At 59.5% G+C, this 14,238-nt stretch carries 14 protein-coding genes; 3 read left to right on the forward strand and 11 right to left on the reverse strand.

The window, feature by feature from the left end; translation table 11 throughout:
* Positions 1–4: 4 nt before the first annotated feature.
* From ACRAUW_RS04565 to ACRAUW_RS04605, 9 genes are all read right to left on the reverse strand, one after another.
* Positions 5–1,150 carry a patatin-like phospholipase family protein gene (locus ACRAUW_RS04565; protein ID WP_431361340.1) on the reverse strand — a complete coding sequence of 382 codons (1,146 nt, stop codon included), beginning with the start codon at positions 1,148–1,150 and terminating at the stop codon, positions 5–7.
* Positions 1,151–1,262: 112 nt separating this feature from the next.
* Complete coding sequence (locus tag ACRAUW_RS04570; protein WP_431361341.1) at positions 1,263–2,141, reverse strand: alpha/beta hydrolase; 879 nt, start codon at positions 2,139–2,141, stop codon at positions 1,263–1,265.
* A gap of 82 nt (positions 2,142–2,223) precedes the next feature.
* Positions 2,224–2,820 (reverse strand): TetR/AcrR family transcriptional regulator, encoded by a 597-nt coding sequence (locus ACRAUW_RS04575; RefSeq protein WP_431361342.1) that lies wholly within the window; start codon positions 2,818–2,820, stop codon positions 2,224–2,226.
* A 113-nt stretch (positions 2,821–2,933) separates the two neighbouring features.
* Positions 2,934–3,578 (reverse strand): response regulator, encoded by a 645-nt coding sequence (locus tag ACRAUW_RS04580; RefSeq protein WP_431361343.1) that lies wholly within the window; start codon positions 3,576–3,578, stop codon positions 2,934–2,936.
* Between the two features lie 209 nt (positions 3,579–3,787).
* On the reverse strand, positions 3,788–5,899 hold the full coding sequence (locus tag ACRAUW_RS04585; RefSeq protein ID WP_431361344.1) for an alpha-amylase: 2,112 nt from the start codon (positions 5,897–5,899) through the stop codon (positions 3,788–3,790).
* A gap of 229 nt (positions 5,900–6,128) precedes the next feature.
* Complete coding sequence (locus tag ACRAUW_RS04590) at positions 6,129–7,295, reverse strand: hypothetical protein (RefSeq protein WP_201994861.1); 1,167 nt, start codon at positions 7,293–7,295, stop codon at positions 6,129–6,131.
* A complete protein-coding gene (locus ACRAUW_RS04595; RefSeq protein ID WP_005338463.1) occupies positions 7,295–7,666 on the reverse strand; it encodes a GtrA family protein in 372 nt (123 codons plus the stop codon). Before ACRAUW_RS04595 ends, ACRAUW_RS04590 begins: the two co-directional genes overlap by 1 nt.
* Positions 7,663–8,682 carry a glycosyltransferase family 2 protein gene (locus tag ACRAUW_RS04600; RefSeq protein WP_227095993.1) on the reverse strand — a complete coding sequence of 340 codons (1,020 nt, stop codon included), beginning with the start codon at positions 8,680–8,682 and terminating at the stop codon, positions 7,663–7,665. The genes ACRAUW_RS04595 and ACRAUW_RS04600 overlap by 4 nt, the downstream gene beginning before the upstream one ends.
* A gap of 55 nt (positions 8,683–8,737) precedes the next feature.
* A complete protein-coding gene (locus ACRAUW_RS04605; RefSeq protein ID WP_431361345.1) occupies positions 8,738–9,283 on the reverse strand; it encodes a hypothetical protein in 546 nt (181 codons plus the stop codon).
* 742 nt (positions 9,284–10,025) lie between these two features.
* Between ACRAUW_RS04605 and ACRAUW_RS04610 the strand changes: the two genes are divergently transcribed.
* The 3 genes from ACRAUW_RS04610 (at position 10,026) to ACRAUW_RS04620 (ending at position 12,519) form a co-directional block, all read left to right on the forward strand.
* Positions 10,026–11,510, forward strand: a complete 1,485-nt coding sequence (locus tag ACRAUW_RS04610; RefSeq protein ID WP_431361346.1) for a L,D-transpeptidase family protein — start codon at positions 10,026–10,028, stop codon at positions 11,508–11,510.
* 164 nt (positions 11,511–11,674) lie between these two features.
* On the forward strand, positions 11,675–12,220 hold the full coding sequence (locus tag ACRAUW_RS04615) for a DUF882 domain-containing protein (protein ID WP_139464191.1): 546 nt from the start codon (positions 11,675–11,677) through the stop codon (positions 12,218–12,220).
* A 47-nt stretch (positions 12,221–12,267) separates the two neighbouring features.
* On the forward strand, positions 12,268–12,519 hold the full coding sequence (locus tag ACRAUW_RS04620; RefSeq protein ID WP_431361347.1) for a lipoprotein: 252 nt from the start codon (positions 12,268–12,270) through the stop codon (positions 12,517–12,519).
* An 85-nt stretch (positions 12,520–12,604) separates the two neighbouring features.
* Here ACRAUW_RS04620 and ACRAUW_RS04625 read toward each other — a convergent pair whose 3' ends face one another.
* Positions 12,605–13,219 carry a trimeric intracellular cation channel family protein gene (locus ACRAUW_RS04625; protein WP_005338456.1) on the reverse strand — a complete coding sequence of 205 codons (615 nt, stop codon included), beginning with the start codon at positions 13,217–13,219 and terminating at the stop codon, positions 12,605–12,607.
* A 146-nt stretch (positions 13,220–13,365) separates the two neighbouring features.
* A complete protein-coding gene (cysZ, locus tag ACRAUW_RS04630; protein ID WP_042657995.1) occupies positions 13,366–14,130 on the reverse strand; it encodes a sulfate transporter CysZ in 765 nt (254 codons plus the stop codon).
* Positions 14,131–14,238 lie beyond the last annotated feature (108 nt).

Consider the following 14,238-nt stretch of genomic DNA (forward strand, 5'->3'; position numbering starts at 1 on the left):
CCCTTTACTCCCGCTCTTTTGGTAGCCCTTCGATATCGAGGAAGGCGGTGACCCGCTCCCGCTCCCTCAGAGTGTCCTGATAGCCCAGCTTGATCAACTGCTGGCAGTAACCCGGATAGAACATCAAAAAGCTGGCCAGACTGCTGGTCTCATCTCCCTTCACGCCCAATACCCGCAACAGGCGGCGCAACTGCAACGGCAGCTTGCGCAGGTAGGCCAACGCCATGGTGTCGAGATCTTGACTCGGTTTCAGCACGCAGGTCTCCACCCGTTTCAATTGCAGGCGGTTGCGCTCCCGTAGCGGGATAAGATCCAGTGTCTGGTTGATGCGCCACAGCCGCTCCAGATCTGAGTTGAGGGTGTCGGTAAAGACCGTATCGAGCAGATGGCTGGCGATATTGGAGCTGGTGAGATGGCCGTGGTGATGGGTCGGCGCCGAGTGCGCCGGCGGATCCAGGGTGATCAGCAGGATCCGCTCAGCCCCCAGATGGATGGCGGGGCTGAGCGGGCTCAGCTGGTGGATGGAACCGTCGCCGTAGAACTTCTCGCCGATCCGGGTGGCCGGAAAGACGAAGGGCAACGCCGAGGAGGCGAGCAGGTGCTCCGATGTAAGCACGGTGCGTACCCCGCGGCGTCTGGCCCGCTCCCAAGGATGGTGGTCGGCCCGCCCCTGAAAGAAGGTGGTGGATAGGCCGTCATCGTAATCCGACGCCGTGATGGCCAGCGCCTCCAGACTGCCGTAGAGGATGTTGTCATCGATCCGATGATAGTCGATGAGTTGATCCAGCAGGCGGTGCAGCGGCGCGTTGTCAAAGAGGTGAAAGGCGTGGTTGGTGTGGGGATTGATCAGCCCCGCCGACCCCTCGTACATCAGCCGCCACAGCAGGCGCCCGGGGTGAAAATCGAAGATGTGGTGAGTCTCGAAGCGGCGCCAGACCCACTCCAGCTTGCGAACCCCCAGATGGAAGCAGGAGGCGTAGCAGGCGAGTGCAGTGACATTGATGGCCCCCGCCGAGGTGCCACAGAGGATGGGAAAAGGGATGCCGAGATTGCGCGGGTAGAGCTCCGCAATCGCCTTGAGGGCGCCGACCTGATAGGCGGCGCGGGCACCGCCACCGGTGAGCAACAACGCTGTATTGGGTCTGGCCATATGCTGGCGCCTTATCGTGTTCTGACAAGAATGTTCCCACTGACAAGTTAACTATAAGGCGCTGTATCAAACATAAAAACGGGCGCTCGCCCGTTTTTTTCATGGCCCCATGTCAAAGGGCGCGGTGAGGATTTTCCGGCCGAGCCAGCTGATCGAAGGCGGCGAATACCGGGGCGCTAGCGAGGATACGACCGTGGCCCAGACCCCGGGTGCTCACCAGCCGGGTATGACCATCCTGGCTGGCCCGCAAGGAGTCGCTATGGGGGGCGAATCTGTCCTCCTCGTCGTGTACTATCATTGCCGCGCCGCTGCGACTGGCGAGGCGACCCAGCGGGTCGACCGTGTTCAAGGGGTGCTGGTACTCCTGCTCAATCTCCTTGACCACCGCATCGAACAAGCGGATGGAGTAGCCGGAGCGCGCCACCATGCCGTAGAGCTGGGGCACATAGTCGAGCACCGGCGAAATCAACAGCAGCGGCAGGGTATCGATACCCGGCTGACGGCTGGAGAGGGTGACGGCGCCTCCCATGCTGTGGGCGATAACCCCGTGCAGCGGACCTGCTTCGCTGGCCAATTTGGCTGCCAGCTCGTCGAAGGCGCGCACGAAACGGGGCAGATGGCCTGTGTTGCCTGCGCTCTGGCCGTGGGCCGGATGATCGTAGGCAATGGCGGTGAAACCCTGCGCGGCGATATGGCTCATCAGCGGATAGAACTGGCTGGCGCTGCCGGACCAGCCGTGCATCAGCAGCCACAGTGGCCCCTGACCGAGCCGATAGCTCATCAATACCCCTTCGCTGGTATGGACGGCCTGCTTCACCAGACCGGCAGGTTCGCTGCCATCCCGCTGGTTGCGCTGTGGGGTGAGCAGCAACTTGCTGGCGGTGTGCTTGGCATGGGTGGGGGCGAGTCTGTGGTGTAACCGGGTGCCGATCCCCAGCAGCCATTTGCTCGGGCTGAAGCGGCGGGTGTTGAAGTAGATCTTGCTGCTCATGGTCATCCTGTGGTTTTTATGTTCGAACGGTCGTGCTTTTTTATCGGTTTTTAAAAATTAGTGTTGAACGGATGCCAAAACATCAGCGCCAGCTGCTCAGCAGAGCGTCCACTTCGGGCCAGAAGTGGCGGGCCGGATCCTGACACAGTTCGAGGTCGTTGAACACCTGATCCGCCAGATAGAGGCCATAGAGGCGGTAAACGGCGCGCCAGGGATCCATCTCCTGTCGCCACTCGCCTGCGGCTTGACCTTGCACTACCTGACGAGCCAGATAGTCGAGCCAGAAGCGAACCAGTTGCCGGGCTGCTTGCTGTACCTGGCTATTTTGCTCATGGCCATCTTGCACCGAGGTCCAGGCGTCGAGAAACATGCAGCGTCCGGCGAAGCAGTGGTTCCACGCCTGCCAGGCGCGCAGCAGGGCGATCAGTTTGTCGTGCTGGCTCTGGTGCTCCTGCTGGCGTACCGGTTGGATCACCCGCAGCCGAAATACCTCGGCGGCGTACTCCAGCACGGCGATCTGCAGATTGTCGCGGGATTGAAAGTGGGCAAACAGGCCGCTTTTCGACATCTCGCAGGCACTGGCCAGCGAGCCGATGGTCAGGCTCTCCAGCCCCTGCTGGCTTGCCTGCTCAAAGGCAGTCTGCAAAATGGTTTCCCGGGTCAGGCGCCCCTTGCTCATCCTTCTCTCCTCGTTGGCGCTGGCAGCATAAAGTACGATCGTGCTAATTGTCGAGCAACAAATAGCCAGCATGGCTGGCCATGTCGTCTCCCGCGTGTCACTGCGCGCGGGTCTCAGCTCTCCTTGATATCGAGCTGTTGCAGGGCGATAACCGCCTGAGTGCGGTTTTTGACCCCCAATTTTCTGAAGATGGCGGTGATATGGGCCTTGATGGTGGCTTCGGAGACATTGAGCTCCCAGGCGATCTGTTTGTTGAGGCTGCCATCGCGCAGCATGATCAGCACCTTGTATTGCTGGGGGGTGAGGCTGGCCAGCTTGCTGGCGAAATCGGGGCCATTTTCCGATTCGGGATGGAGCGAGATGCCTTCCGGCACCCAGTTATCCCCCCCGATCACCGTATTGAGGGCGTTGACCAGCTCCTTCATCGGTACCGATTTGGGAATAAAGCCGAGCGCCCCGAGCCGCAGCACCTGCTGGATGATGGCCGCATCTTCCGAGGCAGAGACCACCACGATAGGCAGGTCGGGATACTGGCCGCGCAGGTGGGCCAGCCCTTCAAAGCCGTTGGCCCCCGGCATCTTGAGATCGAGCAGCAGCAGGTCAACTTCCGGATGCTCGCCGAGGAGGTGGGTAAGGCTGTCGATGGAGTCCGCTTCCAGCAATTGAGCGTCGTTGATGGCCATGTGCACCGCTTGATAGAGTGCGCCCCGAAACAGGGGGTGGTCATCTGCGATGACGATGGTAAATTGGCTGTCCATATCTCAGTTAATGGCTCACATGGTTGCTAACTGATTGTTTTGAAAAATCAAACTAGCATCGCTCATCGGGAGGGTCAAACCTGCCTGTGCGCAAATGTGAAGCGGTCGTGCCAAGAGGCCGATGGGGCGTAAAGCGCAAGTCCCTGCAGGAGGCAAGAGAGGAGATCCCGTGGATCCCCTCTCTGTTGCTGGTATATATGGCCCAAGAGTTACTTCTGCCGACCGGCAAAGACCACCACCACCTTGTCATTCCCCTTCTCCCGCACGAAGGCGTAGGGAGCATCCGAGAGTTTCTGGTGGCTGCCTGCCGCAATGGCCGGATGGGCGGCGCGGAACTGGCCCAGTTGCTGCCAGTGCTTGACCAGCTCAGCCTTGTTTCCGCTAGCCAGATCCTGCCAGTTCATGTCCGAGCGCAGCGCCTGATCGAACACCCCACCATCCTTGGCCAGCCCGCGGCCGGACTCGTCGCCGTAGTAGAGCTGGATGCCGCCCGGCAGCAGCATAAAGCTGTTGGCGACCCGGCGCTGTAGCGGCACATCCTGATAGTCGCCAAAGAACAACTTGGTGTCGTGGGAGCTGATGTAGCTCAACACGTTGAACTCGGGATCCTGATTGATGCGGCTGGCGTAGCTGGCATAGGTGGGCTCGGCGCTGGCCATGCACTGGGCCTGGGGCAGGGCGAACTCGCGCTGATAGTCGAAGTTGATCAGGGAATCGAAACCGTTCTGATACCAGAAATCCTTGGCCACCCCGTGATCCCACACCTCGCCCACCATGTAGAAGGGCAGATCGTCGAGGGCCTTGCTCGGGTTGTTGGTCTTCCACTCCTTGAGTGCAGCGGTGCCCGCCTGCTTGAGCTTGGCCCACACTTCGGGCTCCAGATGCTTGACGGTGTCGGCGCGGAAGCCGTCGATGCCAAAGCGGCGCACCCAGTCGGTATGCCAGGCGATCAGGTAGTCGCTCACGGTGGCGTTGGGCAGTGCCTTGGCCTTGGTATCTTTTTTCGCCATCAGCAGCGGCGGCAGCCCTACCGGTTTGGCCGATTCGGTGAGAAAGTCCGGTAGCCCCGCCACCGAGCCGGTGACATCGTCGGTGCCGGGTTGCGGGTAGCCGGGCAGACCGGCGCGCACCCAGTCACCACTCCACCACTTGTTCCACGCGGGTGATTGATAGTCGATGAACTGGTTGTAGCCATGCCAATTGAGGCCGCCACTCGGGCGCCACTGGTTCCAGACGGTTGGCAGTTTGCTGCTGTTCTGGGTCAGTTCGGTGAGCCCGAGATCTTGCAGATCGGCGAGGGTGGCGTAACCGGCGTGGTTCATCACCACGTCGAGGATGATCCGCATGCCGCGCTTGTGGGCCTCATCCACCAGGGTTTTCAGGCTCTCTTCATCGCCGTAGTTGGGGTCGATTTTGGTGAAGTCGAGCGCCCAGTAGCCGTGGTAGGCGTAGAAGGGGAAGTTGCCCTGCTCGCCACCGCCGATAAAGCCGTGCACCTGCTCCACCATGGGGGTGATCCAGATGGCGTTCATGCCGAGGCTCTTGATGTAGTCGAGCTTCTCGGTCAGCCCCTTGAAGTCACCGCCGTGCCAGGTAGCCACCTCGTCTTGACCATCCTTCTGGCGGCCGAAACTGTGGTCGTTGGCGGGATCGCCGTTGTGGAAGCGATCGGTCAGCAGGAAATAGACGCTCGCCTGATCCCAGCTGAACGGTGCTGGCTTGACTGCCTTGACCGGCTCGAGCAGCAGCAGGCCGCCGCTCTCTTTGCTCGGCGTCAGGGTGAGCTTGCTACCTTTGACCACGCCCTCCTGGCCTGAGTAAGCGTCCCGCAGCCGGGTGCCGTCAGGCCAGATCCCTTTCAGGGATACCGTGACCGGGCCGCCATCCCAGCTGATGCAGGGCTCCTCTGGCGGCTGGCGTTTGAACTCGCTCTTTTTGGTCGCCCGCAGCACCTTGAGGCTGGGGGTATCCGGGTTGAAGGTGAATTGATACTCCCCTGCCAGCATCACCCGCAGGTTAAAGCTCTGCCCCTTGCTGCATTTGTCCATGGGTTGGGCGGTGCCGAAGGGGAGTGGCTTGCTCTCGCTCGGGCCAAAGCTGGTACCGCAACTGTTGTCTGCGTCGCTGATGCGGATCTGGTGGCTCCCCTTGGCAAGGGGATGGGTCAGCTCCACCGTGCCCTTGTCCAGCGCGATCGGAGTCGCCACCGGCTGACCATCCACATAGAGGTGAACCTCGGGGGCGGCCATCGCCTGTTGGGTGAACAGAGGGGCGGCCAGTAGGGCGAGCCAGAGAGGTGATAAATGATGAGCACGACGCATAAGCCATTCCTTGAGCAGGGCAGTTCGGACAAGGGCCCATTCTAGGAGCAGCAAAGCGCGCCTTGGATCGGCAAAATGCCGATTTGTGACATCAGTTCAAATGGTTACGTTTTCAAGCCGAGGAAAGTGTGATGGGGAGGCGGTGGGGGTACGTTGTCGATAAAAATAGCGGCCATAAAAAATGCCGGTCAGGTGACCGGCATTTGGCGTTTCAGACATCGTCGTCACATCAAACGGTGAAGAACTTGAAGTTGACGAAGGCCACCGCGATGAAGGAGGCAACCATGCCGCTGATGCAGAGCACAGCCGGGCGGATGGCGGGCCAGCGATGGGTCAGCAGAATGATGGCCAGCAGGGTCGGGTAGAGCCCGAACATGTAGCGCGGCATGGCGTTGAGGCCGGTCATCAGCGGAATGGTGCAGCAGATGAACATCAGGGTCGCCTCGGCCCAGCGCTTCTGGCTGAACAGGTAACCGTTCAGGCACCAGCCGAAGATCACCATGATGGAGAGGTAAGCCTTGCGACCGCCCAGCTCGAAACCACTCAGCCACCAGTCCAGCGGGCTGTCCATATAGCGACCCCAGGCCACCTGAATGTGCTTGAAGGCAAAGGCATCGCCGGTCAGGTGATAGAGGTAGACCATGTAGGCAAACAGGCCAAACGGGATCATCCAGAGGGTGAACACCACCTTGAAGGCACGCTCGGTGAAGCGGAAAAACTCCCGCCAGCCGTAAGCCTGCAGCGCCAGGATCAGCACCGGGAAGACCATCATCACTCCCAGGTTGCGGGTGGCGGAGATACAGACCCCCAGCACGGCCACCATCAGCCACTGCTCCCGATAGGCGAACAGGAACATTCCCAGCATCAGTGCCATAAAGGTCGACTCGGTATAACCGGAGACGAAGTAGGCTGAGAAGGGGGAGAAGGCGAGCAGCCAGACGCCGAAGCGGGCGGTATCGTCACCCAGCTTGAGCTGACGCAGCACCAGCAGCATCAGCGGCAGGCTGGCGAAGAAGGAGGCGTTGGCCACAATGATAAGGCCGATCAGGCTCTCGACATTGAACAGGTTGGAGATGGCACCGGAGACCATCGGGTAGAGCGGCATAAAGGCCCAGTTGGCCGCATTGCCCTTGCTCAGCCAGCGTGGGTAGAGATCGTAGCCGTTCTCGATAATGCGCTGGAACCAGACGCAGTCGAACTGACAATAGGCCTGCAGCGGGCCGATGTCGGGGGAACCATAGAGCTGGACACCGAAGTAGCCCATGCCATACAGCGCCACCCGGCTCAGCATGAAGGCAGCGATGATCATCAGCCAGTCACGACCGCTGATGCGCAGTGACGGGCGATAGGGGAGTGCAGCCCCGGTTAGCGGGGCAGTATTGGTCATATCATTCATCAGGCAAAAACCCAGACGCGAGAGAGAACGTAAGTGAGGACGGTAACGGTCAGGGTGGCGATGACCACCGGCAGCAGACCGGAGAGCCCCGCAAACAGCAGGCCGCTCAGGATCAGGTTACGCACCGCCAGCGAGAAGAGGGCGACCAGCAGAAACTTGCTGGCGGCTCCCTGCTTCTGGAAGGTGATGTAGCGGTGACCAAAGAAGGAGAACCAGAATGCGATGGCAAAAGCCAGCGTGGTAACCAGGTGCTCCGAGATGGTGGGCCAGGTATGAAACAGTGCGATGGAGGTGCCAAGGTCGACGAGGGTAGCCCCCCCGCCGACAAAACCGAAACGTACCAGCCGCCAGAATTCCTCGCGGGAGATCATTGCGGTGCTTGCTCCTGCTGCTCTTGCGGGTTGCTGTCAGCGCTCTGCGGTTTGGCCGCATCCTGCTTGGCATACTGGCCATAGACCCCTTCAATGAGGTAGACCGGGCGCTGTTTCACTTCCACAAACATGCGGCCGATGTACTCGCCGATGATGCCGAGCGACAACAGCTGGATACCGCCGAGGAACAGCACCACCGACATCAGGGAGGCATAACCGGGCACATCGATGCCGAAGAAGAGCACCTGGGTGATGATTTTTAGGATATAGAGGAAGGCCACCAGCGAGACGCTGACACCCACATAGCTCCAGACCCGCAGCGGCCAGCTGGAGAAGCTGAGCAGACCGTCGAGGGCGAAGTTCCACAGTTTCCAGTAGTTGAACTTGGTTTCACCGGCGTGACGGGCGGGACGCTCGTAGGGAACGCCAACGGCACGGAAACCGGCCCAGGCAAACAGTCCCTTCATGAAGCGGTTGCGCTCCGGCAGCAGCTTGATTGCCTCGACGACGCGACGGTCGATCAGGCGGAAGTCACCGGCGTTCTCCGGCAGTTTGGTGCTGGTAGAGAGCGCGTTGAAGAAGCGGTAGAAGCCACCGGCAGTCAGGCGCTTCATCGGGGTATCGGCGCTGCGATCGACGCGAATGCCGTAGACGGTGTCATAGTCACCGGTCTGCCACAGTTTGACGAACTCCAGGATCAGGGCAGGAGGATCTTGCAGATCCACGTCCATCGGCACGATGGCATCCCCTTTGGCTTGATGCAGACCTGCGGTGAGGGCTGCCTCTTTACCGAAGTTGCGGGCCAGGTTGACCAGGGTTACGCGGGGGTCGCGGGCGATGGCCTGCTCGACCACTTCACGGGTGCGGTCACGGCTGCCATCGTTGACGAATACAATTTCAAGCTGGTCTTTCAGTGGGGCCAGTTCGTTGTCTATCGCGTTGATGAAGGCATCGATGCTCTCTTCCTCGTTGTAAACGGGAACGACCAGAGAGAGTCGAAAATCTGGATGCGACATAAGAACGTCCTTATTTGGGATAGTTGTTTTTATAAAATGGTATTCGGGGCAAGGATCACTGGGCTACGGTCAAACGTACCGACTGCACATTGATGGGAGTAGGTGCCGAGAGCGCCAAATAATTGGGATGCTTGGGGTTGGCGGTGAGTGAATCCCCCGGCAAGCTGAGCCGGATTTCGTTGATACCTGCCTTGGCCAGTTTCACCGTGGTGGTGAAGTCGTGACCCAGCGCCACTTTCAACAGAGCTCCGGCTTCCGGGCTGTTGACGCGAGCGTGTACGGTAAGCTGATCCGGATTGGCCGCCTGCTTGGGCAGCACAAAGTAGAGACCGCCCTGACCGCTGAGCAGGGTACCTTCGTCGCTCGGCTTCTTGGCCCAGCCTTCGCTCGACAGGAAACGGCTCGGTTTGGTCAGATTGAGCTCGTTGCCCGGCTGATAGGTCATGCTGGAGTTGTGTTCCCAGAAGCGGGTCTTGCCTTCCAGATAATAGAGTTTGTAGGCCAGGCTCACGTTGGGGTGAGCAGCCAGATAGAGGGTGTAAAGATAAAAACCGCTTAACGCCAGAATGGCAGTCAAAAAACCGAACTTTTTGTACGTCATATCACTCTCTACACACCTGACAGAATTGGTAGACCGATGTCGCGCATATGCTAATCCAATTGCAAAAAAAGCATAGTGGATCACAAAAAAATATTTGGTCATATATTAACCCTTTCTTTTCCCAGCTCCAAACCTTGCGATGTCCCTGTCAAGCCTGGCTGACGGGGCACAAGTCGCCAGCGGCAAGGGGGTCTCCGACAGGCTGATTGGCCGATGGCAGTGCTTTGCTGCGTCACTTTCTAGCGGTGCGATAGTCCGCAGGCCTCTATCGCCATTTTGCCGGGGGCGATTTATGATGACCCGTCAAGGATGACATATGAAGTGGCTCTCCGGCGGTCTGCTGCTTGGCTTATGGGCGCCAATGGCATTGGCCAAGGCCCTGTGTCCCGCGCCTGTTCAGGTCGGTTACGATAACTGGGCCTGGACGCACCTTGTAGCGTGGCGCCGAGGGCTGCCACTATCCAGTGCTGGTTCTGGGCGTTCTCCTGTTACCCCATAGTGGTTATGCATCGCTGAGGCCGAGCTGCTTGATGTAGGGCAAACGCAGCTTTTCGCCGCAGTTCTTGCAACAATTCAATCAGGCGTTGGCGCGGTTCAAGGAGACCGATGCGTATGACATTATCTGGCAGCGTTATGCCCCCGGGCGCTAGCAAAGTATTGGCCGTTCACGCATCATGAGCGGCCAGAGCATCGGGTCTGCTTGTCAGGCCTGACAGAGTGAACAAACCGTTTTGAGGTATCCATGGGGATGAAGTATTGGCTGGCCCTTGTCAATCTGGTGTGGCTGGGATGTTTGCCCGCTGGCGCGGTACATGCGACCGAAGCACAAGTCGTGGTGGCAGCCAGCGAAACCGGACACGACTGGTATCAGGGCAGTCAGGCCGAACAGGCCCGTGTCGAGCTGGAGCAGCAGTTGCAAGAGGCTGTGCTTGCCCAGCTGCATCCCGATTTTTTCACGCTGTGGAAGCGCCTGCAGGCCACCCCTGCAGACAAGCGTGGTGCCATCTATGACGACATTTTTGCCAAGCTGAGCCGTTTCCAGCACGCTTGGCGGGGGATGGATCTGGTCTCGCGCGAGCAGATGAAGACTCTCAAGCTCGATTTGAACCGCCCTGTAGTGACCCAACCCAGCGATGATGACCTGCTCACCCAGGTGAAATCCCTGCGCCCTCAGGTGGCGGAATACGAGGCGGTGCGGGCTAAAGTGCACAAACTGTTGGCAATGCCGATGGCCAGCAAGTGGCCGACCCTCGATATGCCGACCCTGCGTGCCGGAGAGAGCTCCGCCGAGCTTGGCCAAATCCGCGCCATGCTCAACGAGCTGGGCGACAGCGCCCCGAGCCATGGTGATCAGATTTACGATGGTGATACCGAGCAGGCCATCAAACAGTTCCAGCGTCGTCACGGTCTCACCGCGGACGGCATCATCGGCCGTCAGACCCGCTCCTGGCTCAATACCGGCCCGCAAGTGCGCGCCAGCCTGCTGCTGCGCAACCTGTGGCGTCGCGATCTGGTGGATCAACTCGCCGGTGGCCGCTACGTGCTGGTCAATATTCCCGACTACCGTCTGAGCGTGGTGGAGTCCGGCAACGAGGTGTTTACCAGCCGGGTCATCGTCGGCAAGGAGCAGCGGGCCACCCCCATTCTGGCCAGTGAAATTCGCTCCATCGTGCTCAACCCCTCCTGGCATGTGCCGCGCTCCATCCTGAGCAAGGACATCCTGCCCAAGCTGGGTCGGGATCCCGCCTATCTGAGTCGCGAGCAGTTCGAGGTGATCGACAGCGAGGGCAATCCGGTCCAGTTCACCGAAGAGGGGTGGCATCAGGCGCTGGCCGCCGGTTTCCCCTATCGCCTGCGGCAAAAACCGGGGGATCACAATGCCCTGGGGCGCTACAAGTTCTACCTGCCCAACAATGACGCCATCTATCTGCACTCCACCCCGCGCAAGGCGCTGTTCGAGCAGGGGGCGCGCGCCTTCAGTTCGGGCTGCATCCGGGTGGAACATGCGGACGATCTGGCGGAGCTGTTGCTGGCAGATTCCCGCTATCAGCCGGACAAGGTGGCCAATATCCTCAAGGAGAGCCAGACCAAATGGTTGCCGCTCACCACGCCGATCCCGGTCTTTACTGTCTACTGGAGCAGCTGGATCGACGAAAATGGTCGCCAGCAATTGCGTAACGACATCTACGGATTTGATCGGGTCAGCTTCCAGAGCCGCCTGCTGTGATCCCTGCCACAGAGTGAAAAGCCCGGCCTGTGCCGGGCTTTTCTATGGGCGATTGTGGTTTGACAGTTCCCCCTGCTGGAGGGTAGTTTCAAGCGCCTGTATCACATTCAATCAGTGATCTTATTCAACTATTTTCGCTTGAATCTGCGATGGACGAACCCCTTATGCTGGAACAAGAGATAAGTCGACGTCGCCTGTTGCTGGGAGCCGGTTGCCTGCTGGGCAGCTCGCTGATCTCCTTCCCTGCACTGGCCAGCCGCAGTACCACCGGGCGTGAACTCAGTTTCTTCAATCTCAATACCGGCGAGCGGGTGCGCGCCAGCTATTGGGATAATGGCCACTATCTGAGCGACGGGTTGGCCGAGCTCAACCACATCTTCCGCGATTACCGGCGCAATGAAGTGTTCAACATCGACAAGAAGCTGTTTGATCAGCTGTTTCTGTTGCAGCACAAGCTGGGCCGGCGCAGCGAAATCCAGCTGATCTCAGGCTATCGCGCCCCGGCCACCAATCGCCAGAAGCGCCACAAGAGCCGCGGCGTGGCCAAACACAGCTACCACACCCTAGGGCAGGCGGTGGATGTGCGGATCCCCGGCGTACAGCTGGCCCATCTGCGCAAGGCGGCGCTCCAGCTCAAGGTGGGCGGGGTTGGTTACTATCCCCGTGATAACTTCGTTCACCTCGATACCGGTCCGGTGCGCAGTTGGTAAAGGGGTTGGCAAACTGCCAAGCTCTTCCCACCAGTGAGGAGATTGCGATGAAAAAGATAGTGATTGGTGGCCTGATCGCCCTGTTGTTGACCGGTTGCAGCAAGCTCAACCGTGACAATTACGACCAGTTGAAGATGGGGATGAGTTACGCCGAGGCCAGCACCATTCTGGGGAAGGCGGAGCGTTGTGATGATGCCTTGGGCACCACCAGCTGCCTCTGGGGCGGGGAAGGGAAGAACATCAAGATCCGCTTTATCGCCGACAAGGCGACCTTCTTCAGCTCGGAAGGGATTAACTGAGTCGCAGAACGTCCATGAAAAAAGCGCCACTCGGGCGCTTTTTTGTTGCTCGCAAGCCAACCCGCCTAGCCAGAAGCTGGCGTACTCAGTGGGTCGCGTACTGGTAGTTGAAGGTGGGCAGTCCCCACTTGAAGCGTACCGCCAGCAGCCGTAGTACAAAGCCAATTCCGATGGAACCGAACGCCGCCCAGTTGGTCGGCAAGCCCTGATCCAGCGCCAGACAGTAAAGTGCTGCGGTGATCAGCGAAATGGCCGCATAGAGCTCGCGACGAAACACCAGTGGAATGCGCTGACAGAGCAGATCCCGCAGCACACCGCCAAAGACCCCGGTCACCACCGCCATGATGCAGGCGATGCCGGCACCGTGGCCCATATCCAGCGCACGGGCTGCGCCGAAGATGGAGAATACCACCAGTCCCAGCGCATCGAGCGCCATGAACAGCTTGCCGAGATAGCGCATCAGGGGGGCGGAAACCACCCCCGCCATTGCAGCGGCGGCAACCAGCAGCACATATTCCGGATGCTCAATCCAGAGCAGCGGATAGTGGCCCAGCAGCACATCGCGAATGGTACCGCCACCGATGGCCGTCGCCGAAGCGATGATTACCACCCCAAACAGATCCATCCGTCGCCGACCCGCGGCCAGCGCGCCGGTCATCCCTTCGGCCACCAGGCCCACCAAGAAGAGTGCATGTAACATGAGATATCCCAGGGAACGAGAAAGGCCCGCATCCTACCAACTCGAGTTATATGGGACAAGCGTTCGAATACGTGCATTAATTTAATTCATGCTAAATGCGAAAAAGGCACCGTTTCGGGTGCCTTTTTCTAATCAATGTTCAAGGATTAGCGTCCCAACTGCTGCTGCCGGTAGTGATCGACCCACATGGCGGTGGCGCCACAGATGGCGACCGGCATCACAAAGAGGTTCACCACCGGAATGGCGGAGAAGAGGGTGACCAGGGCGCCGAAACTCAGGCACTTGCCACGGCGCTGCTTCAAGGCATCGCGCATGGTGATGAAGCTTATCTTGTGGTTGTCGAACGGATAGTCGATGTACTGGATCGCCATCATCCAGGCGCTGAACAGGAACCAGAGCACAGGCGCCAGGGTCTGGCCCACCACCGGGATCAGGAACAGGATCAGGCAGCCGATGGCCTTGGGCAGGTAATACTTCAGCTTGGTCCATTCGCGGCCGAAGGTTCGTGGCACATCCTTGACGATATCCAGCATACCGCTGTCATTGGCGGGTTGGCCGGTGAGGATCTGCTCCACCTTCTCCGCCAGCAGGCCGTTGAAGGGGGCGGCTACCCAGTTGGCAACCGAGCTGAAGATAAAGGAGAAGACCACCAGGATGGTGATGAGGGCGATGGGCCACAGCAGATAGTCCAGCCAGTCGAGCCAGGCGGGGATCTGCTGATGGAGCCAGGCGAACAGGCCGTCCAGTTGCAGCAGCAGGGCATAGAAGGCCCCGGCAAACAGCACGAAGTTGACCAGCAGGGGGATCAGCACAAAGGTGCGGATGCCCGGTTGGCGAATAAGGGAAAAACCGCGCAGAAAGTAGTCTGCACCGCTGATTGAATCTTTGACCATATGGGGTGATTGGCTCATGTGAGCTCCATCTATGCATGGGAGAACTGCCAGCATATTACAAACAAGCCTTTGATTTGGTAAAGTCGCCTGCCCGCCTCCTCTTTATTTAGCCACTGATACAGGTCG

It is taken from the genome of Aeromonas sp. (assembly GCF_050633025.1).
Classification (GTDB): domain Bacteria; phylum Pseudomonadota; class Gammaproteobacteria; order Enterobacterales; family Aeromonadaceae; genus Aeromonas.

Bases quoted from the DNA above. Each gene is read 5' to 3' on its own strand.
- ACRAUW_RS04590 (WP_201994861.1), bottom strand. From the start codon at position 7,295: ATGAATGATATGACCAATACTGCCCCGCTAACCGGGGCTGCACTCCCC.
- ACRAUW_RS04595 (WP_005338463.1), bottom strand. From the start codon at position 7,666: ATGATCTCCCGCGAGGAATTCTGGCGGCTGGTACGTTTCGGTTTTGTC.
- ACRAUW_RS04620 (WP_431361347.1), top strand. From the start codon at position 12,268: ATGAAAAAGATAGTGATTGGTGGCCTGATCGCCCTGTTGTTGACCGGT.
- ACRAUW_RS04600 (WP_227095993.1), bottom strand. From the start codon at position 8,682: ATGTCGCATCCAGATTTTCGACTCTCTCTGGTCGTTCCCGTTTACAAC.
- cysZ (WP_042657995.1), bottom strand. From the start codon at position 14,130: ATGAGCCAATCACCCCATATGGTCAAAGATTCAATCAGCGGTGCAGAC.
- ACRAUW_RS04565 (WP_431361340.1), bottom strand. From the start codon at position 1,150: ATGGCCAGACCCAATACAGCGTTGTTGCTCACCGGTGGCGGTGCCCGC.
- ACRAUW_RS04580 (WP_431361343.1), bottom strand. From the start codon at position 3,578: ATGGACAGCCAATTTACCATCGTCATCGCAGATGACCACCCCCTGTTT.
- ACRAUW_RS04610 (WP_431361346.1), top strand. From the start codon at position 10,026: ATGGGGATGAAGTATTGGCTGGCCCTTGTCAATCTGGTGTGGCTGGGA.
- ACRAUW_RS04625 (WP_005338456.1), bottom strand. From the start codon at position 13,219: ATGTTACATGCACTCTTCTTGGTGGGCCTGGTGGCCGAAGGGATGACC.
- ACRAUW_RS04585 (WP_431361344.1), bottom strand. From the start codon at position 5,899: ATGCGTCGTGCTCATCATTTATCACCTCTCTGGCTCGCCCTACTGGCC.
- ACRAUW_RS04615 (WP_139464191.1), top strand. From the start codon at position 11,675: ATGCTGGAACAAGAGATAAGTCGACGTCGCCTGTTGCTGGGAGCCGGT.
- ACRAUW_RS04575 (WP_431361342.1), bottom strand. From the start codon at position 2,820: ATGAGCAAGGGGCGCCTGACCCGGGAAACCATTTTGCAGACTGCCTTT.
- ACRAUW_RS04570 (WP_431361341.1), bottom strand. From the start codon at position 2,141: ATGAGCAGCAAGATCTACTTCAACACCCGCCGCTTCAGCCCGAGCAAA.
- ACRAUW_RS04605 (WP_431361345.1), bottom strand. From the start codon at position 9,283: ATGACGTACAAAAAGTTCGGTTTTTTGACTGCCATTCTGGCGTTAAGC.